The organism is Kitasatospora sp. NPDC032121 (genome assembly GCF_055580145.1).
This window is the reverse complement of the sequence record NZ_JBVILX010000027.1, coordinates 27,352-45,678: the sequence shown is the minus strand read 5'-3', so window position 1 is coordinate 45,678 and position 18,327 is coordinate 27,352. Positions and strand designations below refer to the sequence as shown.

At 71.3% G+C, this 18,327-nt stretch carries 15 protein-coding genes and 3 pseudogenes; 7 read left to right on the top strand and 11 right to left on the bottom strand.

Going from position 1 to position 18,327, the window contains the following annotated elements; all coding sequences use genetic code 11:
* Positions 1–227: 227 nt before the first annotated feature.
* Positions 228–415 (top strand): annotated as a pseudogene (locus tag ACZ5OX_RS36795) (BTAD domain-containing putative transcriptional regulator); the annotation flags it as partial.
* Positions 416–565: 150 nt separating this feature from the next.
* Here ACZ5OX_RS36795 and ACZ5OX_RS36790 read toward each other — a convergent pair.
* Complete coding sequence (locus tag ACZ5OX_RS36790; RefSeq protein ID WP_465636276.1) at positions 566–1,345, bottom strand: helix-turn-helix domain-containing protein; 780 nt, start codon at positions 1,343–1,345, stop codon at positions 566–568.
* Between ACZ5OX_RS36790 and ACZ5OX_RS36785 the strand changes: the two genes are divergently transcribed.
* Positions 1,344–1,835 carry a nuclear transport factor 2 family protein gene (locus ACZ5OX_RS36785; protein WP_465636322.1) on the top strand — a complete coding sequence of 164 codons (492 nt, stop codon included), beginning with the start codon at positions 1,344–1,346 and terminating at the stop codon, positions 1,833–1,835. The genes ACZ5OX_RS36790 and ACZ5OX_RS36785 overlap by 2 nt on opposite strands.
* 42 nt (positions 1,836–1,877) lie before the next feature.
* Here ACZ5OX_RS36785 and ACZ5OX_RS36780 read toward each other — a convergent pair.
* From ACZ5OX_RS36780 to ACZ5OX_RS36750, 7 genes and pseudogenes are all read right to left on the bottom strand, one after another.
* Positions 1,878–2,852, bottom strand: a pseudogene (locus ACZ5OX_RS36780) (IS481 family transposase); the annotation flags it as partial.
* Between the two features lie 1,074 nt (positions 2,853–3,926).
* Positions 3,927–4,166 (bottom strand): annotated as a pseudogene (locus ACZ5OX_RS36775) (transposase); the annotation flags it as partial.
* Between the two features lie 187 nt (positions 4,167–4,353).
* Positions 4,354–4,476, bottom strand: a complete 123-nt coding sequence (locus ACZ5OX_RS36770) for a hypothetical protein (protein ID WP_465636274.1) — start codon at positions 4,474–4,476, stop codon at positions 4,354–4,356.
* Between the two features lie 52 nt (positions 4,477–4,528).
* Positions 4,529–5,935: a DJ-1/PfpI family protein gene (locus ACZ5OX_RS36765; protein WP_465636272.1), complete on the bottom strand. Its 1,407-nt coding sequence runs from the start codon at positions 5,933–5,935 to the stop codon at positions 4,529–4,531.
* A gap of 175 nt (positions 5,936–6,110) precedes the next feature.
* Positions 6,111–7,091, bottom strand: coding sequence for a GlxA family transcriptional regulator (locus tag ACZ5OX_RS36760; protein ID WP_465636270.1), 981 nt, complete (start codon positions 7,089–7,091; stop codon positions 6,111–6,113).
* Positions 7,088–7,852 (bottom strand): Mu transposase domain-containing protein, encoded by a 765-nt coding sequence (locus tag ACZ5OX_RS36755; RefSeq protein ID WP_465636268.1) that lies wholly within the window; start codon positions 7,850–7,852, stop codon positions 7,088–7,090. The genes ACZ5OX_RS36760 and ACZ5OX_RS36755 overlap by 4 nt, the downstream gene beginning before the upstream one ends.
* A 221-nt stretch (positions 7,853–8,073) precedes the next feature.
* Positions 8,074–8,514 (bottom strand): hypothetical protein, encoded by a 441-nt coding sequence (locus ACZ5OX_RS36750; RefSeq protein ID WP_465636266.1) that lies wholly within the window; start codon positions 8,512–8,514, stop codon positions 8,074–8,076.
* Between the two features lie 142 nt (positions 8,515–8,656).
* Here ACZ5OX_RS36750 and ACZ5OX_RS36745 point away from each other — a divergent pair, with 142 nt between their 5' ends.
* On the top strand, positions 8,657–9,121 hold the full coding sequence (locus ACZ5OX_RS36745; protein WP_465636264.1) for a hypothetical protein: 465 nt from the start codon (positions 8,657–8,659) through the stop codon (positions 9,119–9,121).
* Between the two features lie 597 nt (positions 9,122–9,718).
* Here ACZ5OX_RS36745 and ACZ5OX_RS36740 read toward each other — a convergent pair.
* Entirely contained in the window at positions 9,719–10,591 is an 873-nt protein-coding gene (locus ACZ5OX_RS36740) for a helix-turn-helix transcriptional regulator (protein WP_465636263.1), read from the bottom strand.
* Between the two features lie 161 nt (positions 10,592–10,752).
* On the opposite strand from ACZ5OX_RS36740, the gene ACZ5OX_RS36735 reads away from it, so the two are divergent.
* Positions 10,753–11,367, top strand: a complete 615-nt coding sequence (locus ACZ5OX_RS36735) for a YbhB/YbcL family Raf kinase inhibitor-like protein (RefSeq protein ID WP_465636261.1) — start codon at positions 10,753–10,755, stop codon at positions 11,365–11,367.
* Between the two features lie 366 nt (positions 11,368–11,733).
* On the opposite strand, the gene ACZ5OX_RS36730 is transcribed toward ACZ5OX_RS36735, so the two are convergent.
* Entirely contained in the window at positions 11,734–12,057 is a 324-nt protein-coding gene (locus ACZ5OX_RS36730) for a putative quinol monooxygenase (protein WP_465636259.1), read from the bottom strand.
* A 2-nt stretch (positions 12,058–12,059) separates the two neighbouring features.
* Positions 12,060–12,446, bottom strand: coding sequence for a VOC family protein (locus ACZ5OX_RS36725; protein WP_465636257.1), 387 nt, complete (start codon positions 12,444–12,446; stop codon positions 12,060–12,062).
* 63 nt (positions 12,447–12,509) lie between these two features.
* Here ACZ5OX_RS36725 and ACZ5OX_RS36720 point away from each other — a divergent pair, with 63 nt between their 5' ends.
* The 3 genes from ACZ5OX_RS36720 (at position 12,510) to ACZ5OX_RS36710 (ending at position 17,902) form a co-directional block, all read left to right on the top strand.
* Positions 12,510–13,493 carry a helix-turn-helix transcriptional regulator gene (locus ACZ5OX_RS36720; protein ID WP_465636256.1) on the top strand — a complete coding sequence of 328 codons (984 nt, stop codon included), beginning with the start codon at positions 12,510–12,512 and terminating at the stop codon, positions 13,491–13,493.
* Positions 13,494–13,877: 384 nt separating this feature from the next.
* Positions 13,878–14,186 carry a hypothetical protein gene (locus ACZ5OX_RS36715; protein WP_465636254.1) on the top strand — a complete coding sequence of 103 codons (309 nt, stop codon included), beginning with the start codon at positions 13,878–13,880 and terminating at the stop codon, positions 14,184–14,186.
* Between the two features lie 476 nt (positions 14,187–14,662).
* Positions 14,663–17,902, top strand: coding sequence for a fibronectin type III domain-containing protein (locus ACZ5OX_RS36710; protein WP_465636252.1), 3,240 nt, complete (start codon positions 14,663–14,665; stop codon positions 17,900–17,902).
* Positions 17,903–18,327: the final 425 nt, after the last annotated feature.

Here is an 18,327-nt window from a genome sequence, read left to right as displayed (position 1 = left end):
CCGCTCCGACACCCCCCCCCCCCCCCCCCCCTCCCCCCCCCCCGCCCCCCCCCCTCCCCCCCCCCCCCCCCCCCCCCCCCCCCCCCCCCCCCCCCCCCCCCCCCCCCGACACCACCCGCCCAGGGCAGCTTTCCGCTCCAGCACGCTGCCATCGCCGGCGTCATGGTGCGGTGGTTCGGTTTCGCCGGGCGCCCGCGCCCGGCGTACCTTCTCGCGATCGGCCACGACCCGCGCACCGAGCTCTTCAAGGGCACTCGCAGGCCTATGGTGGCGCTGTACCGCTCGGGCCGGCAGGCCTCGGCGCTCGACGTCTACCGCAACCCGCCTGCACCAGGCCATCCTCTCCGTCGACCCGCAGCTCGATGTGACCGCGGGCCCCCGGCGCGGCTCGACCTTCGACCTCGACGCGGCCTGACCGGGGCCGCGCGAGCACCCGCGACCCGCCCGCCGCCGCCCGCACCGGGCGGCGGCGGTCCCACTGCCGCATCGTCGTCGACGAGGACGCCGACCGGGGCGTGCTCCGATGCCGTGAGCCGGGTGTGCGGCGGAACCCTTCCGGCAAGGTCTATCGCTGATCGAACAGGCGTCGAGTCTCGTCGTCGGCCGGCAGGAACGTCTCCAGATGAAGCCCTTCCAGGGCGGCATCCGTGGCGGTGCTGAGGGTGGAGACGGTGCTGAAGAACCGCAGCGAGCTGCCGTTCACATCGATTTCGAGGGTGACCACCGGCCCCGCGAAGGGGGCGGCGGCATCGGGTCTGTCGAGGTAGCCGACGATCTCCGCGGCGAGATCGTAGTGGCGCTGGTCATGGGTGCGCTCGGCACGGTGGCTCACCTGCTGCAGCAGATGGCCGCCCCACTCCTTGAGATTGCCGATCCGGCCGGCCAGCCCGTCCGGATGCAGACAGACCCGGACCACATTGATCGGTGGCTCCAGCAGTTCCGGCGCGCAACCGGCCAGCAGCTGGTCAACGGCGGCGTTGGCGTCGACGATGTCCCAGTGATCGTCCAACAGCAGCGCGGGGTACGGCATATGGGCGTCGAGGAGTCGGCGTAGACCGTCCATCACCACCGCGATCGATGCGTCGTCCAGTTGGTGATCTTGATAGCGCGGTGCGTAGCCTGCGGCCAGCAGAAGCCGGTTGCGATCCCGCAGCGGCACATCCAGATTGTCGGAGAGGTGCATCAGCATCTCCGGCGTCGGGTGCGCCCTGCCGGTCTCCACTCGGCTGAGGTGTCGGGTAGAGACCCGTGATCGGTTGGACAGCTCCTGCTGGCTGAACCGGCGCCTTTCACGCCAGGTTCGCAGGAGTGCACCGACCGGCGGAGCTTCGACTGCAGTGCTCATGTCCGCGAGTCTATGGGGCCGTGTCCCGGGCCCCATGACCTGTGAGGTCATGGACCGGACGACTGGCTCGGGTCAGGATTCCCAGCATCAGCCGATTCAAGACGACCAAGGAGTAACGGTGAGTGATCTGACCGACCTGGCCGGCCGCTACATCGCCATCTGGAACGAGGCGGACGACGACAAGCGCGCCGCGGCGATCGCCGAACTGTTCACCGCGGACGCCACGTACACCGACCCGCTGGCCGACGTGGCGGGGCACCAGGACATCGGCGCCGTCATCGCCGGCGCCCGTGACCAGTTCAAGGGCCTGGAGTTCAAGGTGTTCGGCGCGGCCGACTCCAACCACAACATCACGCGCTTCCAGTGGGAGTTGGTGCCCGCCGGCGGTGGCGAGAACATCGTCATCGGTTTCGACGTGCTGGCGACCGACGCGGCCGGGAAGGTCAAGAGCGTCTTCGGCTTCCTCGACAAGGTGCCTGCGGGCGCCTGAGCGCCCTAGGTGTGCTGGAGCTTGGTTACACGTGGGTCTCGGTCTTCTGCTGAGGCGCTCGTAGGGCGTCCGGCCGCCGAGTGCGCCGTGGGGGCGGTGGAAGTCGTAGTAGTCCTCCCATTCTCGGAGTTTGTCGTTGAGCTCGCCGGTGTCGTCGATGACGACACCGGCGAGCATGCGGTAGAACTCCTCGGCGTCGATGCGGTGTGAGCGTTCGACCTTGCCGTTGAGGTGCGGTGATGCCGGCTTGATGTAGGTGTGGGCGATGCCTTTGTCGAGCACGTGCCAGTGAGAGCCGGACTGGAACTCCGCGCCGTTGTCCGTCTGGATGACTTCGACGCGGAATGGCAGCCGCTCCAGGACGTAGTCAAGGAACTGGACGGCGGTCTTCTGGTCGCACCGCGGGTAGATCCGCAGGACGCGCAGTCTGGTGCAGTCGTCGATCGCGGTGAACCGGTAGTACTTCGCCCGGCGGCGGGGCTTGGGAGCCGTGCCGGTGACCGGGACAGGCTCCGGGGACGCCGTCTGTGCCGGGACGCCGATCGGTTCGATGAACTTGACGTCGATCTGGACCCGGTTGCCGGGCAGCTGCTTCTCGTAGCGGGTGTGGCGCTGGTCGTGGCGTTTGTAGCGCTGGGAGGAGGGCAGCCGGTTCAGACCCAGCCGCTTGAGGATGCGGTAGACGGCGGAGCAGGCGATGTCGATGTCGTGGTACCGCTTGAGGTACATCTGGATCTTCATTGGACCGAAGTGGTAGTTCTGCCGCAGATAGACGATCTTGTTCACGACGTCGGCGTCGGTGGCGTTGGGGCTGTGGTGCGGCGTGCTGGAGCGGTCGCGCAGGCCCTCGATGCCTTCCTCCTGGTAGCGCCGTTGCCACCGGTAGAAGCAGTTGCGGCTGATTCCGTAGTACCGGCAGGTCAGCGAGACGTTCCCGGTGACCTCCTCGGCGTGTCGCAGGACCGCCAGGCGTCGCTGGGCCTGGCGGTCCTGCTGCTGATGCTGCGAAGGGGGCATGGCAGGACTCCGTCGTAGTCGGCAGGATTCGACGGGCGGCGGCCCGCTCGCTGCTCGGGACGGGGACGACGACGATCCAGACACTCGACCACCAGCAGGGGTGTGGGCCGTTGCCGTAGTTCGAGCCAATGGGTGGCTTCCAGGAGGCCGTGAGGAGGGTCCCGTCCGCCGAGCCGAGGCTGCCGAAGCTGAGCTGCAGGGCATCGGACGGCGCCTCTCCGACACCGGAGCTGATGTCCGTCGACGTGAGGGGCCACGACAGGTGCCGCGGCAGGCGGCGGTTACGAGCTGGCACACGGCCGAGGATGACAGATGACCTGGTGGGAGTGCCTGGGGATTTCGAGCCAGCTCCCAGCTCCTCGGAGGATCGGTCAAACTTCGGTGAGACGACGTCAAACTTCTGTGAACCGGGTCAGGTGGCCGCCCAACCCCGCGCCCCAGCGCCCGCGTTCCGGATGAAACCACAGGTCAGCGGCCATGGTGAGCGGCCCGTCGAGGTGAAACTCACCACCCCGACAACCCTCTCCTTCCCTTTCCCTGTGGGTGGTCGTCGGCTGGTTGGGTGGGGAGGTGGCGTTAAGGGTCCGCTGCGCCTGCGGCGGGCCTTTCTTCTCTCGCGTCCGGCTCGTGCTGGCCGCTCGCGGTGGGGCGGGGGCCGGGGCGCGCCGGCGGCCTCAGAAGGCCGCCAGGCAGCCCCCACCGGACCCGGTCGCCGGTTCCTCGCGCACGGCGGGCACGGGCGGGCAGGGACGGCCTGGTGCGCGTCTCGGCGGGCTCTGGGCCCGCTGGTGTCGAGTCTGAGCGCGGCGAACTGGTCGAGCTGCTGTGTCGTCAGCGCCGCTGTCCACAGCCGCCCGGGCCAGGGTGGCGCCATGACGACGAAGAAGAAGACCGCAGTGCCCTGCCAGGCCCACGCCGCCGACAACTGGGGCAACTGCCCGGTGGCAGGACTGCGCACCGTCCGGACACGGCTTCTGGCGCTGCTGGAGTTACGCGTCCAGGACGAACGCCGCGTAGATCGAGGGCGTCATCCGGGGGCAACGACCGGCACCCGCGGGGAACGCACAGGGATGGCCTCGTCCCGCCGACCGGTTGGTCGGCGGGACGAAGTGCTGCGAAGTGGCGGGTGCGGGCCCGGGGTGTGTGGGTGAGGTGGGCGTCGATGCGAGCGAGGTTGATGGCGGCGTCGGTTGAGCTGGTGCTGGAGGCTGGTCTTCGCCGGGCCCTGGTAGCGGGATCTGCGCAGGCCGCAACGTTGGACGGCCTGCGAGATCGTGCCCTCGATCCCGGCTCGACCTTGTAGCGCTCTTGCCAGCCGTGAGGTCGTCGGATACACGATGGCCGACCACCACCGCGCCGACGTTGTGTGGGCGGCCGACCTTCGTCGAGCAGATCACCGGACTGACAGTCCGATCCCTTCCGACAGGAGCCGGGCGTTGCAGAGGATGCCGCACTCCTCGCCGTCCTGGCCGGTATGGGCCTTGAACTCGCAGGGCCTGAATCAATCAACCGCCTCCAGCTCGGCCACCAGCCGCTTGACCCGCTTGTTGGTCCGGTCCGAGCCGTGGCCCGCCAGCAGGACGGGCCCGGCGGGGCGCGCCTCCCCGACGAGAACCGCAACCACGCCCCTTTCCCGCAGCACTGCTGCGCGCCGGCGTGCCCACGGCGTCCGGGGACTACGCCGCCGGACGCCGTGGGAGGCGCCGCCGTCGCATCGCCCGGCGTGTGGCCGTCGGTGCCAGCCCAACTCCCACGCTCAGGACGACCGTCGCCGCGGCCAGCAGGGTGGAGCGCCAGGGCCAGGGCGCGCCCGTCAGCTCCAGATGGGCCGAGGGGTACTCGGAGAACTTCGCGGTGGCCAGCGCCGTACGGCGGTCGCTGTGCTCGGCGAGGTCCCGCAGGACGGGATCGAAGCCGAACTCCCCGGGCCGCCGTCCCCCGTCGGGCAGTTCGGGGCTGAGCCCGTTGCGGCGGGCCCAGTCGCTCAGCGCGGTGCCGAGGCCGGAGGCGTCCCTGACGCCGGGCACCACGAAGCGGTCCGCGCCGTGGGCGTCCCCCGTCGCCGGCCGGGTGACGAGGACCAGGCCGTGGCGGGTGGTGACGGTGTTGCCGGCGCCGATCACCACCGTGCGGGTGGCGAAGGAGACCCCGCCGTACCCTTCGACGGCCGCGGCCGCGTCGATCTCCTCGACCCCGTCGACCAGACCGATGGCCGTGGTGGGTCGCAGCCACGGGAACGCGGCGTTGAGGGCGTACGGAAGATCGCCGAGAGCCAGGTGGTTGGCCGGTATCGCGGTCGGTCCGTCCGGAGTCCAGCCGGGGTAGGACAGCCCGGTGCCGATACGGGTCGCTTCCGTCTGGCCGACCAGTTCCTCGACCACCCGCAGGGCGCCCACGGTGCCGGAGGTGACGCCCGCGGTGGTGGTCACCCGCTCGTCCTCGACGTAGCGCTGCCCGCGCTTCCAGTTGACCTTCGGATAACTGCGTTCCAGGGAGCCGATGTTGGACCAGAACGACGTGGCGTCGCGGCCGTCGAGCAGACCGGAGGCGGCCAGCAGCTCGGAGCCCGCGCACACCCCGAGGATCCGGGCGCCCTTTCGGTGGCGTTCGACGATCCACCGGCGCAGGCCCTCCTCGCCCGCGCCGGTGGGATCGGTCACCGCGGGCACGACCACCACGTCGGGTTCCGGCAGGGTGCCGTCCGCCACCTCGGCCAGCGTGTGGTCGGGCAGCAGATGGGCGCCGCCGGACAGCGGGCTGACACGGCGTTCGGCGGCCACCGTGTAGACGAACATCTCCCGCGACTCGGCGAACACCTGGTAGGGCGCGAGTACGTCGGTGGCCACCGAGCCCGCGTTGGAGACCGCGACCGCCACCGTGATCCGGCCGGGCGGCACCGGCCGGGGGGCCGGCCACGCCCTGGCACCGGATCCGCGGGGGGCGGCGGCGAAGCTGTCGGCCATCGACGCGCTCACCCCCGCGAAGGCGATCCCCGTGAAGGACGCCGCGGACAGCGCCGTGGCCAGCAGCACCCAGCCGATACGGCGCAGGGCCCGGTGCCCCTTGCGCGCCTCGGAACTCACTTCGGAACTCACTTCGGACAAGACATACCTCGACAATCCGGGCGCCGATCGGCAGCGTGGTGCCGTCGGACCTCGTGGAAACGGCTTCGTGGAAACGGGGAAACCCGTGGAGACGCGAAAGCGGAGAGGCCGGGGGAGGGGCGGAGAGACGGCCCTCCCACAGGGGCCGGGTCCGTCAGGAGGTCGGCCCCAGCGGTGCGCGCAGCCGTGAGGGAGGGGCTCCGAAGGCGTCGGCGACCACCCGGCGCAGCTGCCGCGCGTCGCGGAAGCCGCAGCGGGCCGCGACCGCCTCCACCGTCAGGTCGGTACCGGACAGCAGGGTGCGGGCCCGCTCCAGCCGCAGTTGCCGCTGGTAGGCGAACGGGGTGAGCCCGGTGGCCGCGGTGAAGGCCCGCGTCAGACCGCGCGAGGGCAGCCCGGCGACGCCGGCGAGTTCCCGCAGGGTGAAGGCGGCGTCCAGGTGCTGGGCCAGGTGGTCCTGCACCCGGTGCACCGCGGGCTGGACGTGGTCGCGGTGCCGCAGGAACGGACTGATCTGCACCGCGTCCCCGTCCCGCCGCAGGTACAGCACCAGTTCGCGGGCGACACGCGCGGCCAGTTCCGGGCCGCGGTCCCGCTCGACCAGGGACAGCGCGAGATCGATCCCCGAGGAGATCCCCGCACTGGTGCTGACCCGCCCGTCGTGCACGTAGAGCGCGGCCTCGCGTACCCGGGCCCGCGGGTACCGCTCGCGCATCGCCGAGGTGAGCGACCAGTGGGTCGTGCACGCCCTGCCGTCCAGCAGTCCCGCTTCCCCCAGGACGGCGGCACCGCTGCACACCGACGCCACCCGGGCACCCGCGTCGTAGGCCCCGCGGACCCAGCGCACCACGGCGGGCGCGACCAGCCGGTCGGATCCGGTCAGCCGGGGCCCCGGTACGAGCACCAGGTCGCCGGCCGTCGGCCGGGTCGTCGGCAGCGGTGCCAGACCGGCCAGCCGCAGGCCCTGGGCGGACCGCAGACCGTCTGTTTCGCCGACGTACTCCAGCCGGTAGCCGCCGCCGAAATGCGCCGCGGCGTCGAACACCTGCACAGGGCCACCGAGGTCCAGCAGGTTCACCTCGGGCAGCACCAGGACCAGGACCCGCCCGGTGCACCCGTTCGTCTCGTCGCTCACCCCACCACCGTAGGTCGGCCCGGGCCGCCCGCACGAGGTCTCCCGGGGGCCGGTACCGGACGGATCCGGCACTCGGAAGCACCGGGGCGACGGGCCATCGGGATCGGTGGGGCGGCGCGCCGGACGTCCGTGGCCGCGGCCCGGCCGGGACGGCTTCCACGACCGCGCGCGGTCGCCCCGGGCAGAGCACCGGGCTTGCGGACCAGGGCCTCCAGGTAGTGGTCCAGATCAAGGCGGGTGCCTCCCTTGGCGATCAGCCGCTCGTGTCGGGCGACTTCCTCCCGGCCGTCGAAGACGACCAGTTCGGAGGCGTGGAGCACCACCCTCACTGTCCGGCCGATCAGCCTGACCGGCACCGAGTAGCGGTTGTTGCGCACCCCGACCTGGCTGTAGCGGTCGACCCGCGGGGTGAATAGCCGGCCCGTCTCGAACGGCTCGTCCGGCAACGACGTCAGCAACGGCCGCTCGGCGGCGAAGTACTCGCCGATGGTGCGGGGCCTGGAGCGGTTCCGGCGGGCCTCGTCCTCTTCGTCCCATCGGTCGATCACCGTGGTGAGGTCGGCCAGCGTCGCGACGTCGGGGACGGGGACCAGGTGGTTGCGGCGGAACCAGCCGATCTGGCCCTCGACGCCGCCCTTCTCGTGGGCGCCGCCGATGCCGGGCCGGCAGTAGAGGACGTCCAGGCCGTATTCTCTGAACTTATTGCCGAGCTTTGCTCGTGGCCACGGTGTCGATGGCGACTCGAAGCGGTGTCTCCGCATTCCCCAGTAGGGCCCGGGTGATTGCGATCGCCTGGATGATGCTCATGCCGCGCTCGGCAAGGAGGGCCTGGACAGCCTCCATTCCGTCGCTCTCAAGGACTGGTCGGGACTGATCGACCAGCGCGGCCCAGCGTGCGGCCTCCTCGGGGCTTAGCCCGATGATGTGGTCAAACACGACTTCTTCTTCCCGTGATGAGCCGATGGGTTGTGCTCACGTCTCGTCAGAGCCCAGTGCCGTCACTCAGAACTTTCACGGCGTCAGCGTATTGAAGGCGGTCGAACTGAAACGGGCCGAACCCCGAGTAGTCGCGTTTCTTGCGGTGGGGTTGTTCGAAGGAGTCCCAGGTCACGTGGTCAGGAGTCACTGTGATGCTGGCCATGAGCGGCCAGCATCCCCACTCACCGCATTCGCAGCCGAGCACGGGCGTCTTCGGCCCCATCGCTCCGGTGGATCGTCCATGGAAATGGTCTTCCATCGGGCCGAATCGGAAGAACTGCGGAATAAGGCCCCCGTAGGCGTTTCCGGCCGGTTGCATCCCAGCGTTCGTCTCGAACTGGTCGATCAAGTCGGTGAGTGGTGTTCCGCCGATGCACGGGACGACTTCGAGCACGCCACGATCAGCGAGGCGCCGGCAGTCGAAGACGATCTCCTGGTTGGTCATGCGCTGATTGTTGCAGCTCATTCCTTCCCTGTTCCTCCTGATTGTGGTGGGCAGTCATGGCCGGGTCAGCGGGGCTGTGGAGGCTGGTTGCGAGTGGGGATACCGAGGTCGACGACGGCCCGATGGTCGCGGCGCCTGAGCGGTGGCGGGCCTGCTGGCGGGTGTCCTGGTAGGGCGGGCGGCCGACGAGTACGGGCCCAGACGCACGCACGTCTCGGTGATGCTCTGCGGTGGGGTGGCGATCTCCAGCTTCCTCCTGGTCGGCCCGTTCTGGTCCTACATCGCCGTGTCCCTGGTCGCCGGGATGATCATCCCCGCCGGTGAGGCCAGCAGGGCACCGCTCGTCCGTGGGGTCGCCACCGGCAACCCCACGATCTTCATCAGCTACCTGCGGTCGGTGACCAACCTGGCCCTCGCACTGGGCGCGGTCGCCGCCGGCTTCGCCGTCCAGACCGACACCAGACCCGTCTACCTGTGCGTGGTGGTCGGCCGGGCACTGGCCTACCTCGGCTGTGCGCTCATCATGATGCGGTTGCCGACGACCCGGCCCAGCCCGCCCCCACCGACGCACGCGGCTGGACGGCGCTGCGCGACCGCGTCTACCTGAGCGCCACCGCGGTGAGCGCGGTGCTGTCGCTGAACCACACAGTCCCCGGATCCTCCTGCCACTGTGGATCGTCGACCGCACGAACGCGCCGAGATGGATGGTCTCGGGCGTCCTGGTGCTCAACATGGTCCTCGTGGTGCTGTTCCAGGTCAGGGCCAGCCGCGGGGTGCACGACACACCAGCGGCCGGGCGGCGGATGGCCTGGGCCGGCGCCGCCTTCGCCATCGGGCTCGCACTCATGGCGCCGGCCGCCGGAGCCTCCCCGTGGGCGGCGACAGGATTCCTCGTCGCCGGCATGGCCGTCTTCACCCTCGGCGAACTCTGGTACGCGGCCGCCTCGACCGAGTACTGCTACGGCCTGGCCCCAGCCCGCCTCCAGGGACAGTACGCCGGGGTGTTCGGGCCGGGCAGCGGGGCAGCCACAGCGCTCGCCCCTGCCGTGATGACCCTGCTGCCGCTCGTAATGGGCCTGCCCGGCTGGCTGGCGCTCGGCGCGATCCTCCTCCTCGTCGGCCTGGGCAGCAGCACACTGGTAGCACGCGGGCGATGGACACGGCGCACGGATCGAGCCTTCGAGCCGCGCGCACCCCGCCCCCGTCACACCGCGATCGCGTGCACCGCCGCGCCGCCCAGCCGGTTCGCCCGGGCGGCGACCAGGCGGCGCAGCGCCCGCTCGGCGGCCGGATCCGCCGGGGTGACCACCATCAGTCGCTGGTCCGAACCGTCCAGGGTGGCCAGCACGTCGTAGCGCACCGCCAGGTCACCGACCTGCGGATGACGCACCCGCTTCTCGCCGTGGGCCCGCTCCTGCACCGCGTGGTCGTCCCACCAGCATGCGAACTCGGTGCTGTGCTCGCGCAGTTCGTCGATCACGGCACGCAGCCGGGCGTCCCCGCGGTGGCGGGCCAGGTCGGCCCGCAGGTTGCCGACCGTCTCCCGGGCGACCCGTTCCCAGTCCGGCTGCGTCTCACGGATCCCGGGCATGCGGAACAGCAGCCGCCCGAGGTTGTCGGCGAAGCCGCTGCCGAACTCCTCGCCGAACAGCGCGGCCGCGGCGGCGTTGCGGGCGAGCACGTCGAGGCGGAAGTCCACGACGTAGGCGGGCAGAAGCGGCAGTCCGTCCAGCAGCACCCGCAGCGACCGGCCGACCGGCGCCGACTGGTGGGCCGCCACCGGCGCCTCGCCGCGGGCGATCAGGTGCAGGTGGCGCCGCTCGGCCGACGACAGCCGCAGAGCCTCGGCGACGGCGTCCAGCACGGCACTGCCGGGGGTGCCGACCCGTCCCTGTTCGAGCCGGATGTACCAGTCGATGCTGACCGCGGCGAGCTGCGCCACCTCCTGCCGGCGCAGTCCGGGGGTGCGACGCCGGCCCGCGCTCGGCAGGCCGAGGTCCTCGGGGCGCAGCCGGGCGCGCATGGCGCGCAGGAACTCCGCGAGGTCGGCGTGGCGCTGGACTGGTCGGTTCCCCATGCCCGCCATGATCCACAGCGCTGGCGCGCGCTGTCCACCGCGGATGCCGGCATCCCGGATACCAGCATCCGCAGTGCCTTCCCACCCCTCCGTCGTCCCGCAATGGTGGCTGCCACACAGTTCGCCGGCCCGGCCGGCACCACCGATCCGGAGGGTTCCCGATGAGGAAGTCGATCCGTACCGCCGCCGCCCTGGGCGCCGCCGGCACCCTGGCCCTGGGCGCGACGGCCGCCGTCGCGCACGGCGGCCACCACGCCCGGCAGCCGGAGTTCGACTACACCCGGGTCCGCTCGGGCATCCCCGGCACCGCCGCCCGCTTCACCGTCACCAGTCCGCAGCTGCGCGACGGCGGCTTCCCGGCCGACGCCTGGGCCGACGCCTTCGGCTGCTCCGGCGGCAACCGGCAGTTCCAGCTGTCCTGGCACGGCGCCCCGGCCGGCACCCGCAGCTACGCGGTCACCATGTTCGACCCGGACGCCCCGACCGGCGCCGGCTTCTGGCACTGGCTGACCTGGGACATCCCTGCCGGTGCGGACACCCTGGGCGCCACCCCGCCGGCCGGCGCGGTCGCGGGTACCGACGACGCCGGGCGGACCGGCTACCTGGGCCCGTGCCCGCCGGCCGGCGATGGCCCGCACCGCTACCAGATCACCGTGTACGCGCTGGACGTCCCGACCCTGGGCTTGCCGGCCGCGACCCCCGCGACCGTGACGGCCTTCACCATGGGCAGCCACGTCATCGGCTACGCCCGCATGACGGTCGCCGCTCAGCGCTAGTCCCGGACTTCGCACATGGGCTTGAAGATCGATAGCCGACTGGCGATGGCATCGGAATCTCACGATGCGGACGTCGGGGCGAGGTCCGATTCTAGGTCGAACCCTGCCAATTCAGGCTTTCGATCTTCACTCTCCCGAGTGACGTGCGAAGTCCGATGCTAGTGCTGTGACCGCATAGGTTCGCCGGGTTGGCGCTGCGGGGCCCTGGGCCGGTTGGATGTCGCGAGCTCGCCGCATCCACCGTGCCGGGCCCGAGGGGCGCCGATGGCCGAGCCACGCGACCCATCGTGGAGACCGCATGACTCTGCGCCGCCCGTAGGCGTGTGCCCCGCGCCGGGGCCGTGCCTACGGGCGGCGGCTTGTTCGTCAGGGCTGCTCGTCGGCCGGGAGACCCACCCCGCCCAGGACGGTGAGGTCCATGCGACGGGGCGCGGTCGACAGCAGCGCGAGGACGTCTGCGGGGGCGGGACTGTTGGCGGGCGACGGAGCGGCGAGGGCTGCCTGCGCACTGGCGTCGTCCCGCCAGACTTCGGTGACATGCACCGTGTCCGGATCGGCGGCGTCCTGGCTGATCAGGTAGATCTCGCAGCCTGGGAAGCCGTGCAGCCTCTCCGCCACCCGCAGCAGGACAGCGGCGAGTTCGCCGCCTCTGCCTGCGTGCGCTGTCATGGTCATCAGTCTGCCGATCATGCTCAGACCAGAGTGGTGATGCAGAACGGATGGCCTGCGGGATCCAGCAATACCCGCCACCGGTCGGGGTCCGGCTGGACCGCTGGCTCGACGGCGCCCTGGGAGATCAGCCAGGCCTGGGCGTCATCCAGGTCATCCACCCCCAGTTCGATGTGGGCTTGCTTCTCCTGGGAGGGGTCAGGCCAGGTGGGACGTCGGTAGTCGGCCAAGCGGTTGAACCCAAGTCCGGCCGAGCCCTCCCGGCCGAGCAGGATGAAGTCGTCGGTCGAGTAGGCGATGGGCAGTCCAAGGGCATCGCCATAGAAGCGGGCCAGTTCGGCGGGGTCCGGGCAGTCGAAAGTGATGGCCGAGTAGCGGATCGCGGGTGCGGATGTCTTTCCAGTGCTCATGCAACAGACGCTATGACGGGACCAGGACAGTTTCAGTCCTGGTCATGCGGGACACTTCACGATGTGATCAGCACTTCGGCCCGCCTGCTGCGACTTGTCTCACTGCTGTCCGCAAGGCCCTCGTGGACCTGCGGTGAGCTGGCCGACCAGATGGCGGTCACCGAGCGCACGGTGCGCCGGGACGTGGCCAGGCTCCGGGAACTCGGCTACGGAGTCGAGTCCGACCCCGGGCCCTGGGGCGGTTACCGCCTCAGGGCCGGCAATCGGGTCCCGCCACTGATCCTCGATGACGAAGAGGCACTCGCCGTGGCCGTCGGGCTGCGTGAGGCAGCACTCAGCGGCGTTCTCGGCGGCGACCAAGCCGCGCTGTCCGCGCTGCTGAAACTGCGCCAGGTCCTTCCACCGCGGATCGCGGACCGACTTGGTGAGATGGACGCCGCCTTTGTGCACACCCCCAGGCCCGACGAGCCGCAGATCGCGCCGGGCATGCTGCTGGAACTGGCCACCGCGTGCCGCCGGGGCGAGCGCACCCACCTGTCGTACCGCGACAGGGAAGGGAAGGCCACTGCCCGGGACGTCGACCCGTACCGTCTCGTGCACACAGGACGACGCTGGTACTTCGTGGCCCAGGATGTGACGCGGGGCGAGTGGCGGACGTTCCGGGCGGACCGGGTGGCGCACATACAGCCAACCGGGCACGCTGTGGAACTCCTCGACCCGCCCGACCCGGCACTGCTCGTCTCCCGGTCCATTGCAACCGGCACCTACCCGCTCTACGTGACCGTCCGTCTCCAGTTGCCCATGGACCAAGCACTGCGGCTGGTCCCGCCGACGGTCGGTACCCACCGCCAGGACGGCCCCGACACCACCATCGTCGACATCGGCGGCCCCGACGCGGACGGACTCGCCAAATACCTGCTCAGCCTCGCTACCCCACTTCAGGTCCTGTCCCCAGACGAAGTACGGGGAGCACTGCTGCGCCGTACCCGGGACCTGGTCGCAGCCAACGAAGTGCCGTCAATGAATGGCGGCCTCAGTGACCAGTAAGCCGGGCGCAAGGGTCGACGGTACAGCGATCGGCGGTAGCAGCGATTCCGCTTCGAGGCCCGCTTATCAGACTTCCGGTGCACCTCCGGCCCGCCAGGGTGGTGCTGGGCGAGGACGTCGTCGCGGGTGACCTCGCGCAGGTGGTCGTAGCGGTTCGACCACTCCAGCAGTACCGGCCGCAGTCGGTTGAGGTAGCCCCAGACCGTTGCCACGTCCCGGGGGCTGTGGCCGACCGTCTATCCGCCGACCGGCCGCGAGGGTCTGTCGCCGGTCGCCCTGGTCCTGGAGGCCGGCCGCAAGCGCGACCGGCCCGGAGCCAAGCGGCTCACCCCGCAGCAGAAGGCGGAGAAGGCCAAGCGGGACCACGAGCGCCTGCTCAACCGCATGGCCGAGGTCGAGGCCGCCTCCGAGGACATCTTGCACGCGCCCGCGTACGGCGGCGACGCCGTCCACGCCCGCGACCATCACCGCGCCCTGCCGGTCGTGGCCGCCACCCTGCCGCTGCCGCGCCGCCACGGGGCCGACGCCCAGGTCTGGTGGCGGTTCGGCCGGGACGGCTGGCACACCCTCACCGACGCGCTCGACAACCCGGACGGCGACGAGCTGCTGGCCGTCGAGCGGGCGGAGGCGGATCGGGCCCGCCGGGCGCGGGAGGCGACGGAGCGGGAGCGGCCTGGGGACTCAGTGGCATGAGGGCTGTGGGGGATGGCGGGTCCGGTCGTGCTGTGCCGTATGCGGGGGGTGCCGCCGGTGTTCGATGACCGGACGAGGGACGCGTGTGTGGTGGTGCCGGGCATCATGGGCAGTGGGCCGCGCTCGCCGAGCGGTCCGCCGCCGTCGCCGCCGACCGTCTACCGGGGCGGCCTGCGGCGCTGGGCGGTGAGCTGCGGCACACGGGTTTACCTCTCCCGTCACATGAGTCCTCCCCGGTCACCCGTGCACCGATTCGACGGCCTTTCCTACGCCTTCCACCGGATCGGCGGTAGACGCCAAATCCATTGCGTTGAAGCGGCTTTGGACATCGTTCTGCCGGTATCCGGAGCGATACGATCCGCTGGGCCCAATCGGGGCCCCGCCCATGGACCTTGCGTGCGTGGGCAGAAAGGCGGGGAAACATGTGGCATGGACATGCCGGAAAACGGCGGGCCGGGAGCTTACGCGGACGCGCGGTGCTCGCCGTCGCGGTCGTGCTCGGCCTGGGCGCGGGAACGGTCGGCGCGGCCGCGGCACCCTCGGCCGGGCCGGGCAGCGGCTCGGCCCGGGCCACGCAGGCGGTGCAGGCGCCGCTGATCGACTCGGTGCAGCCGTTCGCCTCCGGCACGGTGCGGGTGACCGTCACCCCGGGTGACACCGCCCAGGAGGCCGTGGCCGCCGTCGACGTGGCCGCCTACGCGCTGGACGATTCCGGCAACGCGACCGGCGCGCCGGTCGCCACCGGCAGGGCGCAGCGCCCGGACCCGGCCAACCCGCCGGTGGTCGAGGTCAGCGGACTGGCCAATGACGTCAACTACGCGTTCATGGCCACCGAGACCACCGCGGGCGGTGTCGTCTCCGGCACGTCCCCCGCCTTCATCGGCGGCCCGCAGACGCCCAAGGCCCCGCTCGCCCCCACCCTGGCCGGCCTCCTGGGGCGCGACACCGGGGTGATCGCCAGCTGGAACCCGGCCCACCCCAACGGCTCGCCGGTGACCGCCTACACCGTCACCGCGACCCCGAACGGCCCGGGCGCCAGCGTGACCACCACCGTGGCCGGTGACGTGCTGAGCACCACCGTCACCGGGCTGGTCAGCAACCGGTACTACTTCGTCACGGTCAGCGCGACCAACGCCGCCGGGACCGGGCCGGCCGCCGTCTCGGACAGCCAGACCACCGGCGCCAACTCCAACGGCACCGTCCTCACCAAGCCCGCCTACGCGGCCAGTGCCCCGCAGGACGTCTCCGCCGGACCGCCGCCGGTCGGCCCGGACGGCAGCCAGCCCGACCCGAGCGCGCTCAAGGTGACCTGGGACTCGCCGCAGGACGACGGCGGCAACACCATCACCGGGTACACCGTCGACGCGACCGCCGCCGGACAGCCGACCGTCTCGGCCACCGTGTCGGGCACCGCCAAGGAGGCCACGCTGCTCTCGCTCGCCCCGGGCGTCGAGTACGCGGTCACCGTCACCGCCCTCCAGCAGGACGGCAACCGCGGCGCCACCAGCGCCCCGGCCAAGGCCGCGCCCGCGCCGACGCTGAAGGCCGGCACGGTGTTCCTGTCCAAGGAGTCGGTGGCGTCCGTCACCAAGCTCACCGGCAGCACCGTGGTGTTCACCAACCCGCCCGCGCAGGTGACCGGTCTGAAGGTCAAGAACATCATCGTGGTCGGCGAGAGCGCCAACCCGCTGATCCGCACCGGCCTGCTGCGCATCGTGGACAAGATCAGCACCGAGGGCGGCGTGGTGACCCTCACCACCAGCCAGGCCGCGCTGCAACAGGCCTTCCAGAACCTCGAGTTCAGCGCCACCGGCAGCCGGCTCACCTCCGGGTCCGAGGGCTACCGGGTCAAGTCGCTCAACCCGAAGTTCCAGGCCGCGATGGCGTCCCAGGGCGCCGGCCCGGGCGCGGAGAAGACCTTCACCCTCGACCTGGCCGAGAAGATCAACGACGACCCGAAGATGAAGGAGAAGCTGGGCGGCGCCACGGTCACCGCCAAGCTGACCGCGGCCCTGAGCCTGAGCACCAACTGGGCGGCCGCCGTCGACTTCAAGCAGGACCCCAACGGCTCCTGGTACACCCTGCCGACCTTCACCTACGACTTCTCCGCGACGGCCACCGCGAAGGCGTCTATCAACGGTGAGTTCGGCATCGCCTACAAGCACGAGACGCAGCGCGAGGCCCTGGTCACCATCAAGCCGCAGAGCTGCCTGTTCGTGTACGGGATCGCGTTCTGCCCCGAGCTCACGGTCTACACCCAGACCTCGATCGACGGCTCGATCAGGTTCTCCTTCTCGGCCTCCTACGAGCGGACCATGGGCGGCCGGGTCTTCCGCGACTACAGCGGGAACAGCAAGACGGAGGACCTGACCAAGGACGCGGTCACCAAGTTCGACTACACGCTGAACGCGGCCGCCAAGGTCACCTTCGCCTTCCCGGTGGCGTTCAAGGTCCTGATCTACGGGGTGGTCGGCCCCGAGGTGGAGATCACGCCCGCCATCGAGGTGACCGCGGACACCTCGGCCAATCCATGGCTGACGGTGAAGGCGCCGTTGAAGGTGAAAGCGTCCTTCATCCTCGACGTCAAACTGACGAAGTTCGAATTCAGCGCCGTCGTGTACGACAAGACCTTCGACCTGTACCAGGCGCCCGGCCCGTTCCCCGGACCGTCCCTGTCCGGCGGATCGGCGGCGGCCGCCTTGGCGCCGTCGGACGGAGCGGCGGCGAAGGACACGGCGGCGAAGGGCGAGCTCGCACCGGCGGACGACCAGGCACCGGCCTCCGGCACCGCGCTGACGGCCACCCACCAGTACCACGTGACCTGGCCGGCGGGCTGCGACAGCACCCAGGCGGTCACCTGGTCCATGGCGCCCGGCTCGCTCGGCAGCGTCGACCAGACCGGCCTCTACAGCCCGCCGCACCCGCGCCCCACCCACAACTACGTCGACGTGATCACCGCCACCACGGCCGGCTCGGCCGGCTGCGCGCCCGCCACCCTCCAGGCGGCGGTCCACCACGGCGCCAGCCTCCCGGCCGCGCCCCAGCAGCCGGTGGTCAACGCGGACGGCACGACCGTCAGCTGGACCGCGGCCGGCGACGGCGGCAGCCCGATCCTGGAGTACGTCGTGACCGTGGTGAACGACCCGGGCGACCCGGCCGGCGCCGAGACGGTGCTCGGCACCGTGCCCGGCACGGCGACCTCGCTGGCCGTCCCGGCCGACCGGATCGCGCAGATCGAGGCGGACGGCGCCCAGGTGCAGGTCACCGCGGTGAACGCGCGCGGCCAGGGCCCCGCCTCGCCGCTGTCGCACCCCGCGCCGGCCACCAACCCGATCCTCGACCTGCGGACCTCGCAGGCCACCGTCGGCGGCACCATCCAGGTGCACCCGACGGTGGTGAACGGGGGCCGCAGCGATGCCACCGAGGTCCGCTACCAGCTCAGCTACCCGGAGGCCTTCGGCAACCCGACCTCCCCGTCCGACTGCACGATCGACGCGGCGAACCGGGTGCTGACCTGTGACACCGGGGCCCTCGCCTCCGGTCACCACCGGACCACCCCGCTGATCTCCTTCAGCGTCGGCGCGCTGACCCCGGGCACCAGCTACCCGCTGACCATGACCCGCGTGTCGGCCAGCCCGGTCGCGAGCGACCCGAATAACGGCACCTTCACGCTCTCCTGCACCGCCGACCCGGCGGGCAAGGTGACCTGCGCGTAGCCCTGCCGCACCGCACGACGCGGCCCCCTCGCCCGAGGGGGCCGGGCTCCGTGCTGCCCCGCCACCTTCCGGCTCCCGCGCGCGCCTCGTTCGGTCGGGGGCCGCGTTGCTCCCAGAGCCGGGCGCGGACCGCGAGCTGCGCTGCTACCCGCTCGGTGCCCGTGGCGGGGCGGTGGAGTCGTTCATGATCCGGACAACGAAGCAGCTGCGGACCGGTGCCGCGCGGGCCCGCCGGACGTGGCGGCCCACACCGGCACGGTCATTGACCTCGTCGACGTGCTCGAAGTGTTCGCCGACAATGTCGCCCCTGGCTCCGCCGCCGGCGACTCGTGTGTACGGCTGCTGAGCGGGGTCGCGGCTGCGAGGGTCGCGGAGAAGGCGTTCGTCGCGGAGACGGTGGTGCCCGACGAACCATCAGCGCCGGC